The sequence below is a fragment of the Massilibacteroides vaginae genome, from assembly GCF_900178525.1.
In the GTDB taxonomy this organism is placed as follows: domain Bacteria; phylum Bacteroidota; class Bacteroidia; order Bacteroidales; family Tannerellaceae; genus Massilibacteroides; species Massilibacteroides vaginae.
In genome coordinates, this window is record NZ_FXDJ01000009.1 from 972,221 (window position 1) to 986,771 (window position 14,551).

The 14,551-nt window shown below is 37.8% G+C and carries 15 protein-coding genes; 3 read left to right on the top strand and 12 right to left on the bottom strand.

Annotated features, from left to right (window positions below; genetic code table 11):
• From B9Y81_RS12535 to B9Y81_RS12575, 9 genes are all read right to left on the bottom strand, one after another.
• The gene (locus B9Y81_RS12535) at positions 1 to 1,035 is read right to left on the bottom strand and encodes a TraJ family protein (protein ID WP_085537253.1); all 1,035 of its coding nucleotides are present in this window, start codon (positions 1,033 to 1,035) and stop codon (positions 1 to 3) included.
• A gap of 21 nt (positions 1,036 to 1,056) precedes the next feature.
• On the bottom strand, positions 1,057 to 1,647 hold the full coding sequence (locus B9Y81_RS12540) for a hypothetical protein (RefSeq protein ID WP_085537254.1): 591 nt from the start codon (positions 1,645 to 1,647) through the stop codon (positions 1,057 to 1,059).
• 24 nt (positions 1,648 to 1,671) lie between these two features.
• A complete protein-coding gene (locus B9Y81_RS12545) occupies positions 1,672 to 4,149 on the bottom strand; it encodes a TraG family conjugative transposon ATPase (protein WP_085537255.1) in 2,478 nt (825 codons plus the stop codon).
• Position 4,150: 1 nt separating this feature from the next.
• Positions 4,151 to 4,462 (bottom strand): DUF4133 domain-containing protein, encoded by a 312-nt coding sequence (locus B9Y81_RS12550; RefSeq protein ID WP_085537256.1) that lies wholly within the window; start codon positions 4,460 to 4,462, stop codon positions 4,151 to 4,153.
• Positions 4,462 to 4,803: a DUF4134 family protein gene (locus B9Y81_RS12555; protein ID WP_085537257.1), complete on the bottom strand. Its 342-nt coding sequence runs from the start codon at positions 4,801 to 4,803 to the stop codon at positions 4,462 to 4,464. Before B9Y81_RS12555 ends, B9Y81_RS12550 begins: the two co-directional genes overlap by 1 nt.
• Before the next feature lie 17 nt (positions 4,804 to 4,820).
• Positions 4,821 to 5,288, bottom strand: coding sequence for a hypothetical protein (locus B9Y81_RS12560; RefSeq protein WP_176221466.1), 468 nt, complete (start codon positions 5,286 to 5,288; stop codon positions 4,821 to 4,823).
• Complete coding sequence (locus B9Y81_RS15525; RefSeq protein ID WP_085537259.1) at positions 5,233 to 5,469, bottom strand: DUF3408 domain-containing protein; 237 nt, start codon at positions 5,467 to 5,469, stop codon at positions 5,233 to 5,235. Before B9Y81_RS15525 ends, B9Y81_RS12560 begins: the two co-directional genes overlap by 56 nt.
• On the bottom strand, positions 5,423 to 6,229 hold the full coding sequence (locus B9Y81_RS12570; RefSeq protein ID WP_085537260.1) for a ParA family protein: 807 nt from the start codon (positions 6,227 to 6,229) through the stop codon (positions 5,423 to 5,425). Before B9Y81_RS12570 ends, B9Y81_RS15525 begins: the two co-directional genes overlap by 47 nt.
• Positions 6,230 to 6,360: 131 nt before the next feature.
• The gene (locus tag B9Y81_RS12575; protein ID WP_085537261.1) at positions 6,361 to 6,687 is read right to left on the bottom strand and encodes a hypothetical protein; all 327 of its coding nucleotides are present in this window, start codon (positions 6,685 to 6,687) and stop codon (positions 6,361 to 6,363) included.
• Positions 6,688 to 7,313: 626 nt separating this feature from the next.
• On the opposite strand from B9Y81_RS12575, the gene B9Y81_RS12580 reads away from it, so the two are divergent.
• Genes B9Y81_RS12580 through mobC form a run of 3 tightly spaced genes read left to right on the top strand, consistent with a single transcriptional unit; the run spans position 7,314 to position 10,969 of the window.
• Positions 7,314 to 7,694, top strand: a complete 381-nt coding sequence (locus tag B9Y81_RS12580; protein WP_245832450.1) for a plasmid mobilization protein — start codon at positions 7,314 to 7,316, stop codon at positions 7,692 to 7,694.
• Positions 7,679 to 9,010, top strand: a complete 1,332-nt coding sequence (locus B9Y81_RS12585) for a relaxase/mobilization nuclease domain-containing protein (protein ID WP_085537262.1) — start codon at positions 7,679 to 7,681, stop codon at positions 9,008 to 9,010. The genes B9Y81_RS12580 and B9Y81_RS12585 overlap by 16 nt, the downstream gene beginning before the upstream one ends.
• 3 nt (positions 9,011 to 9,013) lie before the next feature.
• Complete coding sequence (mobC, locus tag B9Y81_RS12590) at positions 9,014 to 10,969, top strand: conjugal transfer protein MobC (protein WP_085537263.1); 1,956 nt, start codon at positions 9,014 to 9,016, stop codon at positions 10,967 to 10,969.
• Between the two features lie 44 nt (positions 10,970 to 11,013).
• Here the strand turns inward: mobC and B9Y81_RS12595 are convergent, their stop codons facing one another.
• The 3 genes from B9Y81_RS12595 to B9Y81_RS12610 all read right to left on the bottom strand — a co-directional run bounded on the left by B9Y81_RS12595 (position 11,014) and on the right by B9Y81_RS12610 (position 14,551).
• Positions 11,014 to 12,189, bottom strand: a complete 1,176-nt coding sequence (locus B9Y81_RS12595) for a site-specific integrase (RefSeq protein ID WP_085537264.1) — start codon at positions 12,187 to 12,189, stop codon at positions 11,014 to 11,016.
• Positions 12,190 to 12,552: 363 nt separating this feature from the next.
• Positions 12,553 to 13,845, bottom strand: coding sequence for a tyrosine--tRNA ligase (gene tyrS, locus B9Y81_RS12605; protein ID WP_085537265.1), 1,293 nt, complete (start codon positions 13,843 to 13,845; stop codon positions 12,553 to 12,555).
• A gap of 67 nt (positions 13,846 to 13,912) precedes the next feature.
• Positions 13,913 to 14,551 carry a TatD family hydrolase gene (locus tag B9Y81_RS12610; RefSeq protein WP_085537266.1) on the bottom strand — a complete coding sequence of 213 codons (639 nt, stop codon included), beginning with the start codon at positions 14,549 to 14,551 and terminating at the stop codon, positions 13,913 to 13,915.

A 14,551-nucleotide genomic window follows, 5' to 3' on the forward strand; every position in this document is an offset into this window, starting at 1 on the left:
TTATTTCCTTCCAAATATATTTTTCATTCCTTGCGCCATTGCTCCGGCCACTCTTGCTGCTCCACCTCCCATATTTCTCATTCCCTGCGCTGCCGCATTTGTTCCCTTGCTCATGGCCTGGTTTCCTTTACTTGTCATATTACGGGCATAAGAACCACTACCTCCGGCCTGAATTACCCAAGAGGCAATAGAGGGAATCGAAAAGTAACCGAATATTCCAACAACTGTCATAGCCAGCAATAACGTATTGTTGATTGCTACTCCTGTAGAGAATCCATCCAGTTGTTTTTCACATAACATCATATGTGCACGGGACAGGACAGCCGTAAAGAGATTGGCTATCGGTAGCCAAAGAGAAGTTGAAATATATCTTGACATCCAGTTCGATATCGAATTCTCAAACATGGGAAAACAGGCTGCAGCAAATGCCAGGGGACCAAGTATAGCCAGGATCAGTAGGAAGAAGGTTCCAACGAGATTTATGATCATACGAGCAGCTGCACTCAGAATATCAAGAAACGATTCCAGGATAGATGTAAAAAGTGTTTTCTGATACTCCTTCTCAGCCGCTAATTGTCTCCGGGCAATCTCTTTGAAGTCCTGTTCTTCAATTTTTTGGGAACCTTCACTCTCCGACACTTTTGCCTGCGTCATCTGCTCTTCTTTTGTGAGATGGTAAATGATATCTGACGAAGGATACTCCTGCGCTTTTGCTTCTTCCAGTTCATCGTATTTGTCAAAGTAGTCAATCTCCTGCGACTCGGCAAGGGCAGAGGTAGCCTTTGCTATCGGCATCATTATTCCATCCAGCGTACCGATGACTAAAGGTTCAAACATCATGATGCAGAAAGCAAAGCTAAGCGGTTTAACAAGTGCCCAGAAGTCGATAGGAACAGCATCGGCCATTGCTTTTAACGTCACCATGGAGATAGCGATAAGGCAACCGATCATTGCAACTGCTTTTGCAATAATGGCCATATCGCTACAAAGTGGCAGCATGTCTTGCTTCAACGTATATAATAATGCTTCAAACATGTTTTTTCTCTTTTGCTGGGATTATCGGAGCAATTCCCGCTCGAGACGTCGTTGCTCTTTTTTTCTGTTTATCGATTCGGATTCTCCTGTCATTTGAAAGTTCAGACCTCTGGACTCGTTATGTAAAGCCAGTATCCGGGCATGATAAGTGTCGATCGCATCCAAACGGTCTTTATCGGGAATAGACATCCCTGTATTAACAATCACATTATTAAGCCCTTCTATGTTTTTTGCAATAGCAGATATTATATTTTCCTGCTGTTTACGGTAAACATTGATCTGATCCGAAGTGAAGTTCTTATCGCTCATTACTTTAGAATAAGTTGTCTGATAACCGACAACGGTTTCGGTAGAGAGCTTGATGCAGCCTTCAACATTTCGGCTTTTCTTAACTATGCTGTGAACATCCTTTAGCGCATCATAGTATTCCTGGCCCTGCTCAAAGATTTTCTTTGACTCTTTCAGATTATCGACTGTTGAAGTGGCGGTTGACGAAAACTCAATATAATCGAGAGCTTTCATAAACAGGTTTCCAAGATCTGTGACCGGAAACTGTGCTTTGGCATTTGCCATAAATGCCAAGCAAATTGATAGTAAATAAAACTTTTTCATTTTCGATAGATTTTATATTATTTATTAATTAGATAGTTGCTCTATAGCTTTATGCATACTTCCCAGTTTTTTATAAAGACTGAATAGTCTGTGTTTTTCAGATTCTTTGGTCGTATAGCACCAGGCTTCCTTGCGGCTTACCTCGATGGCATATACTGCAGACTGTTTACCTCCCAATCCGATCCAACATTCTTTGTATTTGGAATTTGGACGGTTGCTCCGGTTAATTGACAATATCTGTGCTTTGTCTTTATCGGAGAGTGCAAGAAGTTTCTGAATATTTCCAAACTTATTTTTGTAATTACTCTGATCGAGCAGGATCTTACAACCGGAATTGTTCACTATAGAATCTTTCACAATCTCTGAGTCCAGAATATCTTCTATCTCCTGTGTGACCATTATGACCTCTCCGTAATACTTTCTTACTGTTTTATAGAGGTACTTAATGTATTCAGCCATGCCGTCTTTTGCGATTGCTTTCCATGCCTCTTCCATCATAAGGATTTTACGGATATCCTTCAGTCTTCGCATTTTATTGACATAAGCTTCCATGATGACAAGCGTTACGACAGGGAAAAGAGTTTTATTATCACGTATGGCATCGATCTCAAACACGATAAAACGCTTGTTTAACAGGTCAAGGTCTTCTTCCGAATTTAACAGGTAATCAAATTCTCCGCCTTTATAATAGGGTTGCAAGACATACAGAAAGTTGTCGATATCAAACATATCCGGCTTAAACTTCGGATCGTTTTGCAACGCCTCCCTGAATTCCACATCAACAAACTCATAGAATGTGTTGAAAGAAGGCTTCACCTTTCCGCTTTGTAATTGTTTTATATATTCGCTGACGGCACGTTCAACGGTTACACGTTCTGTATCGTTTACATTACCTTCTCTACGCCATAAGGATAGGATTAGCGTTTTCAGGGAGTCCTTCTTTTCAACATCATATATCTTATCTTCGGTAAAAAATGGATTGAAAGCAATCGGATTTTCTTCCGTGTATGTATAATAAATACCATCTTCTCCTTTTGTTGCCTCATTGATCATAATGCATTGCGCCTCATATGAGTTTCCCATGTCAACGATGATAATATGACTATCCTGCTCGTAATAGTGTCTTAGGAAATGATTCATTGCAAATGATTTACCGGAGCCGGAGGGCCCGATCACAAACTTATTCCCATTCGTAATAATACCGACCTCCTGTGGATGGTCAGAGATGTCAACATGGACAGGCTTACCTGTTATCCGGTCTGATAGGCGTATCCCTTTGGGAGATGGAGAATCCTGATAATTTGTTTCACTGGCAAAGAAACAGAGTGCATTTTCCAGAAATGTGATATAGGTTTCTTCACGGGGAAAATCACCGGCATTACCGGGTATGGACGACCAGAACAAGACAGGGCTATCAGTCGTGTTATGATGTATCCGACAACCGATTTTTGCAATTGAACTTCCCACTTCATTTTTTATCTGACGTAACTCTTCTTTATCATCAGACCAGGCCATCACATTACAATGACATCTGACAGAAGTCAGTTTAAGAGTAGAAGACAACTCCAGATAGGCATCAATGAATTCTTTGTTGACAAGATTGCTGCTGCTCAGTTGTTGCAGTGAATACATCTTATCCGATGTTTTCTCCAGTTCTCTTTTTATCTCATCACTGTCCTCAATAAAGATCACCTGATTGTAAATATGGTTACACGTCAGGAGCAGTCCTAGTGGAGCAACAAAGGAAACCAGGCAATCACAATTCTCTGTACTGTATTGTTCATACCGTAAATCTGTACTGACTATTGGAGATACCTGATCGGCAGAGGATATCGTATGTACTACAATCCGGTTGTCTCCGATCTTTACGCCATCGTCATCAATGACAAAATCCTGCAACGGAAGGCGGTTATCTTCCTGGGTGAGATTCATATATTTACCCAATATTCCCTCGTTCTCTTTTGTTCCCAAAAGACCGTCAGTACCAACACGTTCGATTTGTATGATCCCTGAATCTTTCAGTATCTGTTCGAACTGTAATATCGAATCGGCGAACTGATCAAAAGATTTCGAGTTTACTTCCTGTGGAACAATATGACCTCTCAACAGCATACTATCTACTGATTGGATTTTACTCCTTCCTTTTCTGGATTTTGTAATATACAGGTAACAGCTATGCTTCAGGTAGGGACGGCCAGAAAAATGCTTCCTGTAAGCATTTTCTAAAAAAGTAGCATCATCGTTTAGAGAGGTTCTGTCGTGGGTTGATTTGGTAAACCAATCCTGTTTACTGATTATCGTATAGGCCGGCAGTACTTTAATCGCACGAAGCCATACGGAATGGATTCCTTCATAATCCTCCTTTGACAGTGTGAAGATTTCCGGCAGAACAAGTTTATAGGCTGCCGTTATCTCAGCCGACTTACTGATCAGAAAATCATTCTCGACAGCATAAATAGGAAAGACCTGTCTTATATCAAAACCTTTAGACACGTTTTGCATTCTATTTTCTTTTTACAAGTTGATAAATTTCCACAGTGTTCTTTATATAGCGGGGTAACCGTTTTCTAACCATTACCTTCATAACCCCATGTCTTCCAAATCGCTTATTGATCTTTATTATTCCACCCAGAACACCTGTTACGGATAGTACCAAGATCAGGATCACAAGAAGTACAGGTATGCCTGTGTTTCCTAGTATTGCAGCGATTATGATGAACAGGACAATGGAAACAGCCGCTAGTATAATGTACTGGCCACGAAGACCGAATACAATAACGGTCTCACCAACGCCGGGGTTAGAAGGAAAGTCCATTAATCAATAAATGTTTTACGGATAAAGGTCTCACCAACCAATAGGGCAATCGCTCCAAGAACAAACGCCAAAGCATGTTTAGATGACTCAGGATCTTTGCCTTGTATTTTCGCGTAAATACGTACTGCACCAACGACTCCTAGTACCGCTGCAATTACCCAGATCAGCTTCTTTACCGGATCATATAAACTTTTTATTTCGCTTGTGGCTTCGTTAATAGCTGCTACACCATTTGAAATGCCGGATTGAGCGAGCAGGCATTCGTAAAAGATTAATAATGATGCAAGGGTGAAAATGAACTTTCGTTCAACTTTTCTTAATTGTCTTCTAACTGATTTCATATTTTATAATTTTAATGTTAATCCAAGAGTGCTGATAAATCAGATAGTTCTGTATTGTCTTTGATATCCCGACTTTTCAGTTCTACATTATCAAGCAAAGAAGATATCCGATTTTTAATCTGATGTCCAAGTTCGGTACCACCCAGATTTTTTATTGCTTTTTTTGATTTTTCCGTTAGCTCTTCCTTTCCGGTGATTACAGAATCGATCTGCTCCAATGACTCAAAAGATATTTCCCTTGTTTCAAGAGGGATCGCTTCCGCTTCATAGTCTATTTCGGGAACCTCCTTTGCTTTTAGCTTGAAAAGTCCTGCTTCTCCGACTTTCGTTTTGCTTACTCCCATGATAGAAGTAGAATCCGCTGATTTTTTTTTTTGCTGGGGAGTAGTCTTTTTCCGGTTCAGAACTATACAGGCAATCTCAAAAGCTCTAATAAAGAGGAGAATCGTGCTTATAGATTTCTTTAATCGATTCAACATTTTCATTTAAATGATCCTGAATTATGTTCTCAACGATATCTGCAATGGGAATGCGCTCATACCCTGGACCACCATAGGACAGGTGGAAGAGCTTAGTCCTTGTTTCTTTCGTGATAAGGACACTTGATTTCTTGCCCTTGTCAAACCGCTTCTTCAAGAACTTTCTCTTGTAATCCTCTCTTGTCATATGTTGAATCTATATAGGTTAATAATTCCTCTGTAAAGCCTTCCAGGTTTATGGATGTCCCTTTTGTTGCCGCTTTCATTGCCGGGAAAAAGGTTGAATTGAAAACGAAACGGGCATCTTCTTCTATCTCTTTCTTGAACTTGGAGGATGCAGGGAAATAATGTTCCATCACCCGGAGTTTTAACGGTTTAATGACTTCTATGTCATACTTCTCGTAGAGGTTATTCTTTTCCCGTTTATCCACTTTATTCCAGAATAAATATATATTATCTGATTTGCCGGATTTTTTGAATAATTCAGACAGAGTAAAGGCAAACTCCAATGTGGATTCCATGACTTTGCGCTCCGCTTCCATCGGGATAAACAGGTAGTCCATTCCTTTAATCGCTTTCACGATATGTTCTGAATTTACCGTACCTGGAAAATCAAAAAAGATATAATCATATGTTACCGAGGATTTGTTCAAGACCTCCTCTGCAAAACCTAGTATATCAGGGCTTTCACACGAAAAGACAGGATATGGCTTTTTCTGAAGTCTCTCAAATTGGGACTGAGCCATCTGATTGAATGAAGCAATAGACATGATCTGCTTCTTTTCTCTTTCACGCTGCTTCTTGATGCTGAACTGTGGATAGTCACAGTCTATCACGGCAACATTAAATCCTTTTTCATAGTAAAGGATACTGGCCAGAAGAGTAGTAAAGGTGGATTTACCAACACCACCCTTCTGGGAAGAAATACTTATTAATTTTGTGCCCATACCGAAAATATTTAATTTGATATTTTCGGCAAATAAAGAGAAGAATTTCTGTTTTTGGGTTATTTTTCAAGTTCACGGAACGCTTATACCCGATTAGGAACGCTTATACCACTTTTATACTAAATCACTTTTTATTTTTTCTTGGAAAAGAACTCCGTAACAATTTCATCAATCAGTTGCTTCATACTTTTTGATTTTCCGCATCTCTCTAATTCGGACATCTGATGTTTTTTTAACAACAAAAGAGTCTGAGAGGAAACCCTGATTTGAATATTGCCGGAAGTCAAGGAATCTACTTTTCTTGATACTTCTCTATTTTTCATGCTCTTTTCTTTTTTCTTTTTGGGGACTGTTTGTTCTGGATGAGAATCTTCTTTTTCATTTAGTGCCTTTCTGAAACTACCATCAAAGCTGGAGATCAGAGATTCATCATCATTTAATAAAAAATCATTATTCATATATTCATTATTTTAATTAATACTATTCACTTTAGTTACTTGTAACATTGTCATGTTGTAGCATTGTCGCTTTAGTTACTTGTAACATTGTCATGTTGTAGCGTTGTAACTTTAGTTACTTGTAACATTGTCATGTTGTAGCGTTGTAACTTTAGTTACTTGTAACATTGTCATGTTGTAGCGTTGTAACTTTAGTTACTTGTAACATTGTCATGTTGTAGCGTTGTAACTTTAGTTACTTGTAACATTGTCATGTTGTAGCGTTGTAACTTTAGTTACTTGTAACATTGTCGCTTTAGTTACTTGTAACATTGTCATGTTGTAACATGGATTCGAAGATATAGGAAATGCCCAAAAAACGCAGTTTGATGGAACGCTTATACCCGATTAGGAACGCTTATACCCTTTTATTTGAAAACTGAAGCCTCTACCTTTATCTCCAATAAACGGAGTAATTATTTCTTCTTTATCGGATGCAATTTAATTCGGAACGAAGTGAGAATTTTATCTGCTCCAGCAGATAGCCAGTTGTGTCTTTGTCATACAAAGACCGGGAATGTATTACATTCATTTCCGGGTTAGAATTACTCCCAAGTCGTAATTTTCAACAATTAACAAAAATAGTTATGGAAGCAAACAAAGATGTTATGTATTCATTTAGATTAACAACAGAGGAGGCTATTAATTTAGAGCGCCAAATGAAATTGTCAGGAGTGGAAAACCGTACAAAATTCATAAAATCAGCCATCTTTAATAAGCCGTTGAAGGTAGTGAATGTTGATAGAAATACACATGAATTCTACAAAATCCTTGTAAATATTCAAGCACAATATAAAGCGATTGGGAACAATTATAACCAAGCAACGAAAGCAATTCATACTACATTAACAGACAAAAAAGCGCTTGCTTTTCTTTATCAACTCCGAGATGCAACACTTGAATTAATTAAAACCAACAAAGAAATATTAAGTGTAACTAAAGAATTTGAACAATGGTTGCAAAAATAAATACAGGCTCTTCACTATATGGCGCTCTTCAGTATAATCAGGAAAAAGTCGATAGAAATGAAGCTTTAGTTCTATTCAGTAAGGGCATTATTCACGATGAAAGTCTCAATTATAATGTGAGAGACTCTGTCCAATCATTCGACTTATTGATGATTACAAATAAAAGAACCAAAAAACCAGTCGTTCACATATCTTTAAATCCTGATTTAAGAGATCAGGTGGATGATGAAACAGCAAAAGAAATAGCACAGGAGTATCTTGACAAAATGGGATATGGAAAACAGCCTTATTTACTATATAAACATAACGATATCGACCGTACTCATTACCACATCGTTACGGTATGTGTAGATGAGAATGGAGACAAAATCAATGACTCATATTCAAAAAGACGATCTATGGAGGCTTGTAGAGAAATAGAGAAAAAATATAACCTGTACATTCCAACTAAAATCGAACTTAAAAATGAATACCGGATTAAGCCGGTTGATCATACTAAAGGTGACCTCGCCCAACAGATAAAAAATTCAGTTGGAGCACTGATACAATCCTATAACTTCACGAGTTTTGCGGAATATAAAACACTCCTGGAACAGTTCGGATGCACTTATACTCATGTAGATGGAAGAATACCGGTTAAGGATACTGACAAATTCAAACCTATTCATGGAATATTCTATTCGGCTATCGATGAAAACAAGGGAAAAAACAGCAGGCAACTAAAATCATCCATCTTCGGAAAAGAATTCGGTTATGAAGCATTGCAGAAGAAAATCAAATCTAATGAGAAGAAATACGAAGAAGTGAAAATTAAGGAAGATAGACCTATTGAAGAACTGACTGAGAAAGAACAAAAAGAACTTAAATGGAAAAAACATCTCCAAAAACAGCAACAACAGCAAAAAAAAAGTACAGATTTCACAAGGCGGGTTATTGTTCAATGCATGTATCAATGCAAAAACAGGAGTACGGATGAATTATCAGAACTGCTAAAAAAACGAGGTGTTGACATGATACTGTTTAGAAACAAGGACAATCTGTTATATGGAGTAACCTTCATTGATCATAATACACGTTCAGTCCTTAAAGGTTCCAGACTTGGTGACGTTTTTTCAGCAAACAGATTGGCTAATTTTTTTGACAATCCGCATTTTATTATTCCTTTTCCAAACGAGAATAAAGGAAATGAATATACCCCAACAAAAGAAAAAGAAAGTCAAGAATCTATATTTGACTTTTTCTCTATGCCTGAATATGCAGACCCGGACGAAACAATTAAGCGAAAAAAGAAGAAAAAAAACAAACCTAAATTTTAAATTATGGCACAAGAAGACGACCTAAAAGCACTTGGTAAAATAGTTGATATGGCTAGGGCAGCAAGTATTATCCTACTTGTTCTGCATTGTTATTTCTATTGTTATGAATTCTTCTTATCAATCGGATTTACAAATCAGATAGTCGATTACTGTATTCGGATAATTGGGAATGTTGGATTATTTGAGAATTTCTATATCTCGAAAATCGGAAGTATATTATTTCTTATTATGACCTGTATCGCAGATCAGGGAATGAGAAGTGAAGATATAAAATGGAGTAAAATAATATCGCTATTTCTTCTCGGAATATTATTGTATTTCGGTAATGATTTTCTTCTTAGTGGTAATGATGTTAATACAGCCGGAATACTATACATGATCTCTATCGTTATAGGATATATCTTTATTCTGACTGCAGGAACATGGGCTAAAAGAATTCTGAATAATAACCTGATGAAAGATGTCTTCAACGAAGAGAACGAATCTTTTATGCAGGAAACCCGACTTATGGAAAATGAGTATTCAATCAATCTGAAAACTCATTTTACCTATCAAGGGAAAAAACTATCTGGTTGGATAAATGTTGTAAACCCTTTTCGGGCAACGATGGTTTTGGGAACACCAGGATCAGGGAAATCTTATGCCGTAATCAATCAATTCATCAAACAACAAATCGAAAAAGGGTATGCCATGTACCTGTATGATTATAAACAACCCGATCTGACGGAGATAGCATATAACCACCTGCTACAGCATGTTGATAAGTACAAGGTCAAACCGAAATTCTATATTATCAACTTTGATGATCCTTCAAAAAGCCATCGATGCAATCCGATCAATCCGACATTCATGACAGATATTTCTGATGCTTACGAAGCTGCATATATTATTTTATTAAACCTAAATAAAAGCTGGATACAGAAACAGGGAGATTTCTTTGTTGAATCTCCAATCATTCTGCTTGCAGCAATAATCTGGTATCTAAAAATCTATGATAACGGACGGTATTGTACCTTTCCGCATGCGATTGAGTTCCTGAACAAACCATACGAAGAAATATTTCCAATACTCACTTCATATCCAGAATTAGAGAATTATTTAAGTCCTTTCATGGATGCATGGAAAGGAAATGCGCAAGACCAGTTGCAGGGGCAAATCGCTTCGGCTAAAATACCATTGTCAAGGATGATAAGTCCGGCATTATACTGGGTAATGACAGGTGATGATTTTACGCTGGATATAAACAACCCGGACGAACCGAAGATACTTTGTGTCGGCAATAATCCCGACCGTCAAAATATCTATTCGGCAGCACTGGGATTGTACAACAGTAGAATTGTCAAGATGATTAATAAGAAAGGTAAACTAAAATGTGCTGTGATAGTTGACGAGCTACCAACCATCTTTTTTCGTGGGCTTGACAACCTGATCGCTACGGCCAGAAGTAATTGGGTCAGTATTTGTCTCAGTTGTCAGGATTTTAGTCAACTTATACGCGATTACGGCGACAAAGAAGCAAAAGTAATCATCAATACAATTGGCAACATTTTCTCTGGTCAGGTGATAGGAGAGACTGCTAAGATGTTGTCTGAAAGATTTGGAAAGATCCTACAGCGTAGGCAATCGATCAGCATTAATAAGAATGATAAATCAACATCAATTTCGACTCAAATGGACTCAATCATACCAGCATCTAAGATAGCAGGATTGTCACAAGGAAAATTTGTGGGAGCTGTAGCAGATAACTTTGGAGAAATCATCGAACAGAAGATTTTCCATGCTGAAATAGTTATCGATATTGAGAAAGTAAAAGCCGAAACCAAACAATATATGAAAATCCCAACAATTATTGACTTTAAGGATCAGGAAACGATGAACAATGAAATCCAAAATAATTATAGACGCGTAAAGAATGATATTTCTGATTTAGTTGAAATGGAATTTGAACGAATCAAATAATCTCTACCCTTACCTTACCCCAATAAAAGAAAAACACACAAGTTCTATTTTTCTTTTGCTGGGAATTTTTTTTCTATTAATTTGTTTCTCATCTCATTGATTGCTGTTACGCCCAACATTCGGGCGTAAAGTAGAGATTGTGTCATATTTGTATGTCCCATTATCTTAGGTATAGCCTCAATGCTTATTCCTTTATTAATCAAATACGTTCCAAATGTATGTCTTGCTGTGTGTGTGGTGACATCTTTATCTAGGCCGACTCGTTCAATTAATGTGTTTAAATAGGTATTGTATTTTTGATTACTAATAACCGGAAGATTGTAATTGTATCGCTCAGCAATCTCTTCAGCGATAGGAAGCAATAAAACGATAAAAGGAACTCCTGTTTTGTTTCTTACACCATGAATTTCTTTTTGTCCGTTGATTATTCGTATATTTCCTCTACTAAAAGAATCTAAATCGGTGTATGATAATCCTGTGAAGCATTGAAATAAAAATAAGTCTTTTACTTTTGAAAGACTTTCTTTGGTTGACCCCTTGGGGTTATATTTGATGATTTTCTGAACTTCTGATTCAATAAGATAGACTGGATCTTCAGATTTTCCCCGACGAACAGTAAAATTATCATAAGGATTTACGTCAATATATCCTATTTTAATCGCTTTATTTATATAACTCTTGAATAGAGTATGTCTCTTATATAAAGTTGGTTGAGACTTTATCGTTTTTTTTAAATGAAAATCAAATCCCTCTATATTTACATAGCTCAAATCTGAAAATGACTTGATTTTTCCAAATTCTTCTAAACGTTTAATTAATGCATAACTATGTTTTATCGAAGAGGAAGATGCATTTCGTTTTGTAAGATCGGCTTTAATAAACTCCACAATGCTCGGAGTGGAAAGATCATCTTCTTTGTTCCATTTGTCTACGTCTTCTAGAAACTGACATTTGTCCGAATAGACGAATGCTTGAATCTTGGAAAAGGTTTTATCAATACGGTTTTTTATTATCGATGCATTGCTATGTTTTATGATTGATAGCCCACCAGTACCGACAGGGGAGTATTGGCTTCTTAGAATGTATTCACCAGTACTGATGTATTTTTTCTTTCTTGAAATTTTGTCATATACTTCAATTTGTATGAGCGCTTCTTTCTTAGGTTCTCTTTTAGTAACCCCTTTCCTATCGAATATAAAACGTAAAACAAGACTGTCCATTGGTGTAGATTTTAAGATTTCTACCTCAAAAGTAGCAAAATTTTCTACCCGATTTTCTACCGAAGCCGTTTTGGGTAGAAATGAGCGTCAATATTGCCATATATTGTCATTTTCACCCATACATTGCCATACCTTTAAAACATCGTAAAAAAGGCTTATAAACAAGCGTAAAACAAGAAAAGGCAGCCTTTTGGGCTACCTTTTAACTTTATCTGTTGTTGTCTCACCAGGATTCGAACCTAGACAGACAGAACCAAAAACTGTAGTGCTACCATTACACCATGAGACAATCCGATGCTTCCTGTAAAGCGATGCAAAGGTAAGAACTATATTTTAACTTTGCAAGCATTACTATTGTTTTTCTTATTTAGCTATCAGCAGATAATAGTTTTTCTTACCGCGCTGCACCAATAAATACTTCTCGTCAAGCAGTGATTCTGCAGTAATTACAACGTCTGCTTCCGTTAGCTTCTCTTTATTTACACTTACGCCTCCGCTTTGAACAAGCTTACGCATTTCACCTTTTGATGGGAAAATTGCGGCTTTCTCGGTAAATAAATCTGATGCTTTTACTCCGGCTTTCAATTCATCCAAAGACACTTCGAATTGGGGTACGCCGTCAAAAACAGCCAGAAGTGTGTCTTCGTCCAATTTCTTCAGGGCTTCAGATGTTGCGTTTCCAAACAGGATATTAGATGCTTCTACAGCCGCGTCATAGTCTTCTAACGAATGCACCATAACGGTTATTTCTTTCGCTAAGCGCTTTTGTAGCGGACGAAGATGCGGAGCAGCAGCCTGTTCTGATTCCAAAGCTGAAATCTCTTCCTGTGTAAGGTCTGTAAATATCTTGATGTACTTTGCGGCGTCATCGTCGCTTACGTTCAACCAGAACTGATAGAACTTATACGGAGAAGTATATCTGCGATCCAGCCACACATTGCCTGATTCTGTTTTCCCAAACTTACCGCCATCTGCTTTCGTGATTAACGGACAAGTCAAAGCAAAGGCTTCACCGCCAAGCTTACGACGGATCAATTCAGTTCCTGTAGTAATATTTCCCCATTGATCGGAACCACCCATTTGCAGACGGCATCCTTCGTGTTCATACAAGAAAAGGAAATCATATCCTTGCAGCAACTGATAAGAAAATTCGGTAAACGATAATCCAACGTTAGAATCACCACTCAAGCGTTTCTTTACAGAATCTTTTGCCATCATGTAGTTTACCGTTAGGTGTTTACCGATATCACGAATAAAATTAAGGAATGAATAGTCCTTCATCCAGTCATAATTGTTCACCAATTTAGCTGCATTAGGAGCGTCTGAATCGAAGTTCAGGAATTTAGCCAATTGCTTTTTGATGCTTTCCTGATTATGGCGCAAAGTCACTTCATCCAAAAGATTACGTTCTGCGGATTTCAATGAAGGGTCGCCAATCATGCCTGTTGCACCACCAACCAAAGCGATCGGGCGATGTCCTGCGCGTTGAAAATGTTTAAGCATCATTACACTCACCAAGTGACCGATATGCAACGAATCTGCTGTCGGGTCAATCCCTACATAGGCGGATGTCATTTCTTTTTGCAACTGTTCTTCTGTACCGGGCATCATATCGTGTATCATGCCTCTCCATCTTAATTCTTCTACAAAATTCATCGTTAATATGTATTCTATGTGTTTTTTTTCTTGATTTAAGGAGCAAATGTACGACTTATTTTCCGAATCAGACAGAAAAGACTGCCTTAACGTTCTTTCTTAATGTTAAGGCTAATAAGTCAATAGACATATCTAACGCATTGGCGATATCGGCATATACTTCTTCTATAGCGATGTCTGCCTCATCTGTTTCAGGCAATACATAATCAGGCCAGGCTATGCGAAGAGCCTTCGGGTTGAACTTCATGCCGAACGAAAGGTAGAGACCTTTCCGGATAAGCTGTTCGGCCAATATATCATTTCCACGAAAACCATGTATTACCCAAGGCATTTGCGGATTCAGGTCTTTTTTTACAGCCAACAGTTCATCCCATGCTTTTACACAATGTATCACCAGTGGCTTTCTAAACGCTTCGGAGAGCTTTACCTGCTCTGTAAACACCTCTGTTTGCAATGATAGCGGGGCATCGATACTTTTGTCTAATCCGGCTTCGCCCAAAGCAATTACAGACGGATCGAACAACGCCTCTGTCAGAAGCATCAATTGTTGCTCTTTATGCTCAATATGCCACGGATGGATTCCATAAGAATAATAACAGCCGGGTAAAAAACAAAAGGAATGCCGGGTATCTACCGTTTTACTAATAATACGGATATGCTCGGAGGCAGGCTTTGCCTGATGGGTATGTATATCACAATAAATCAT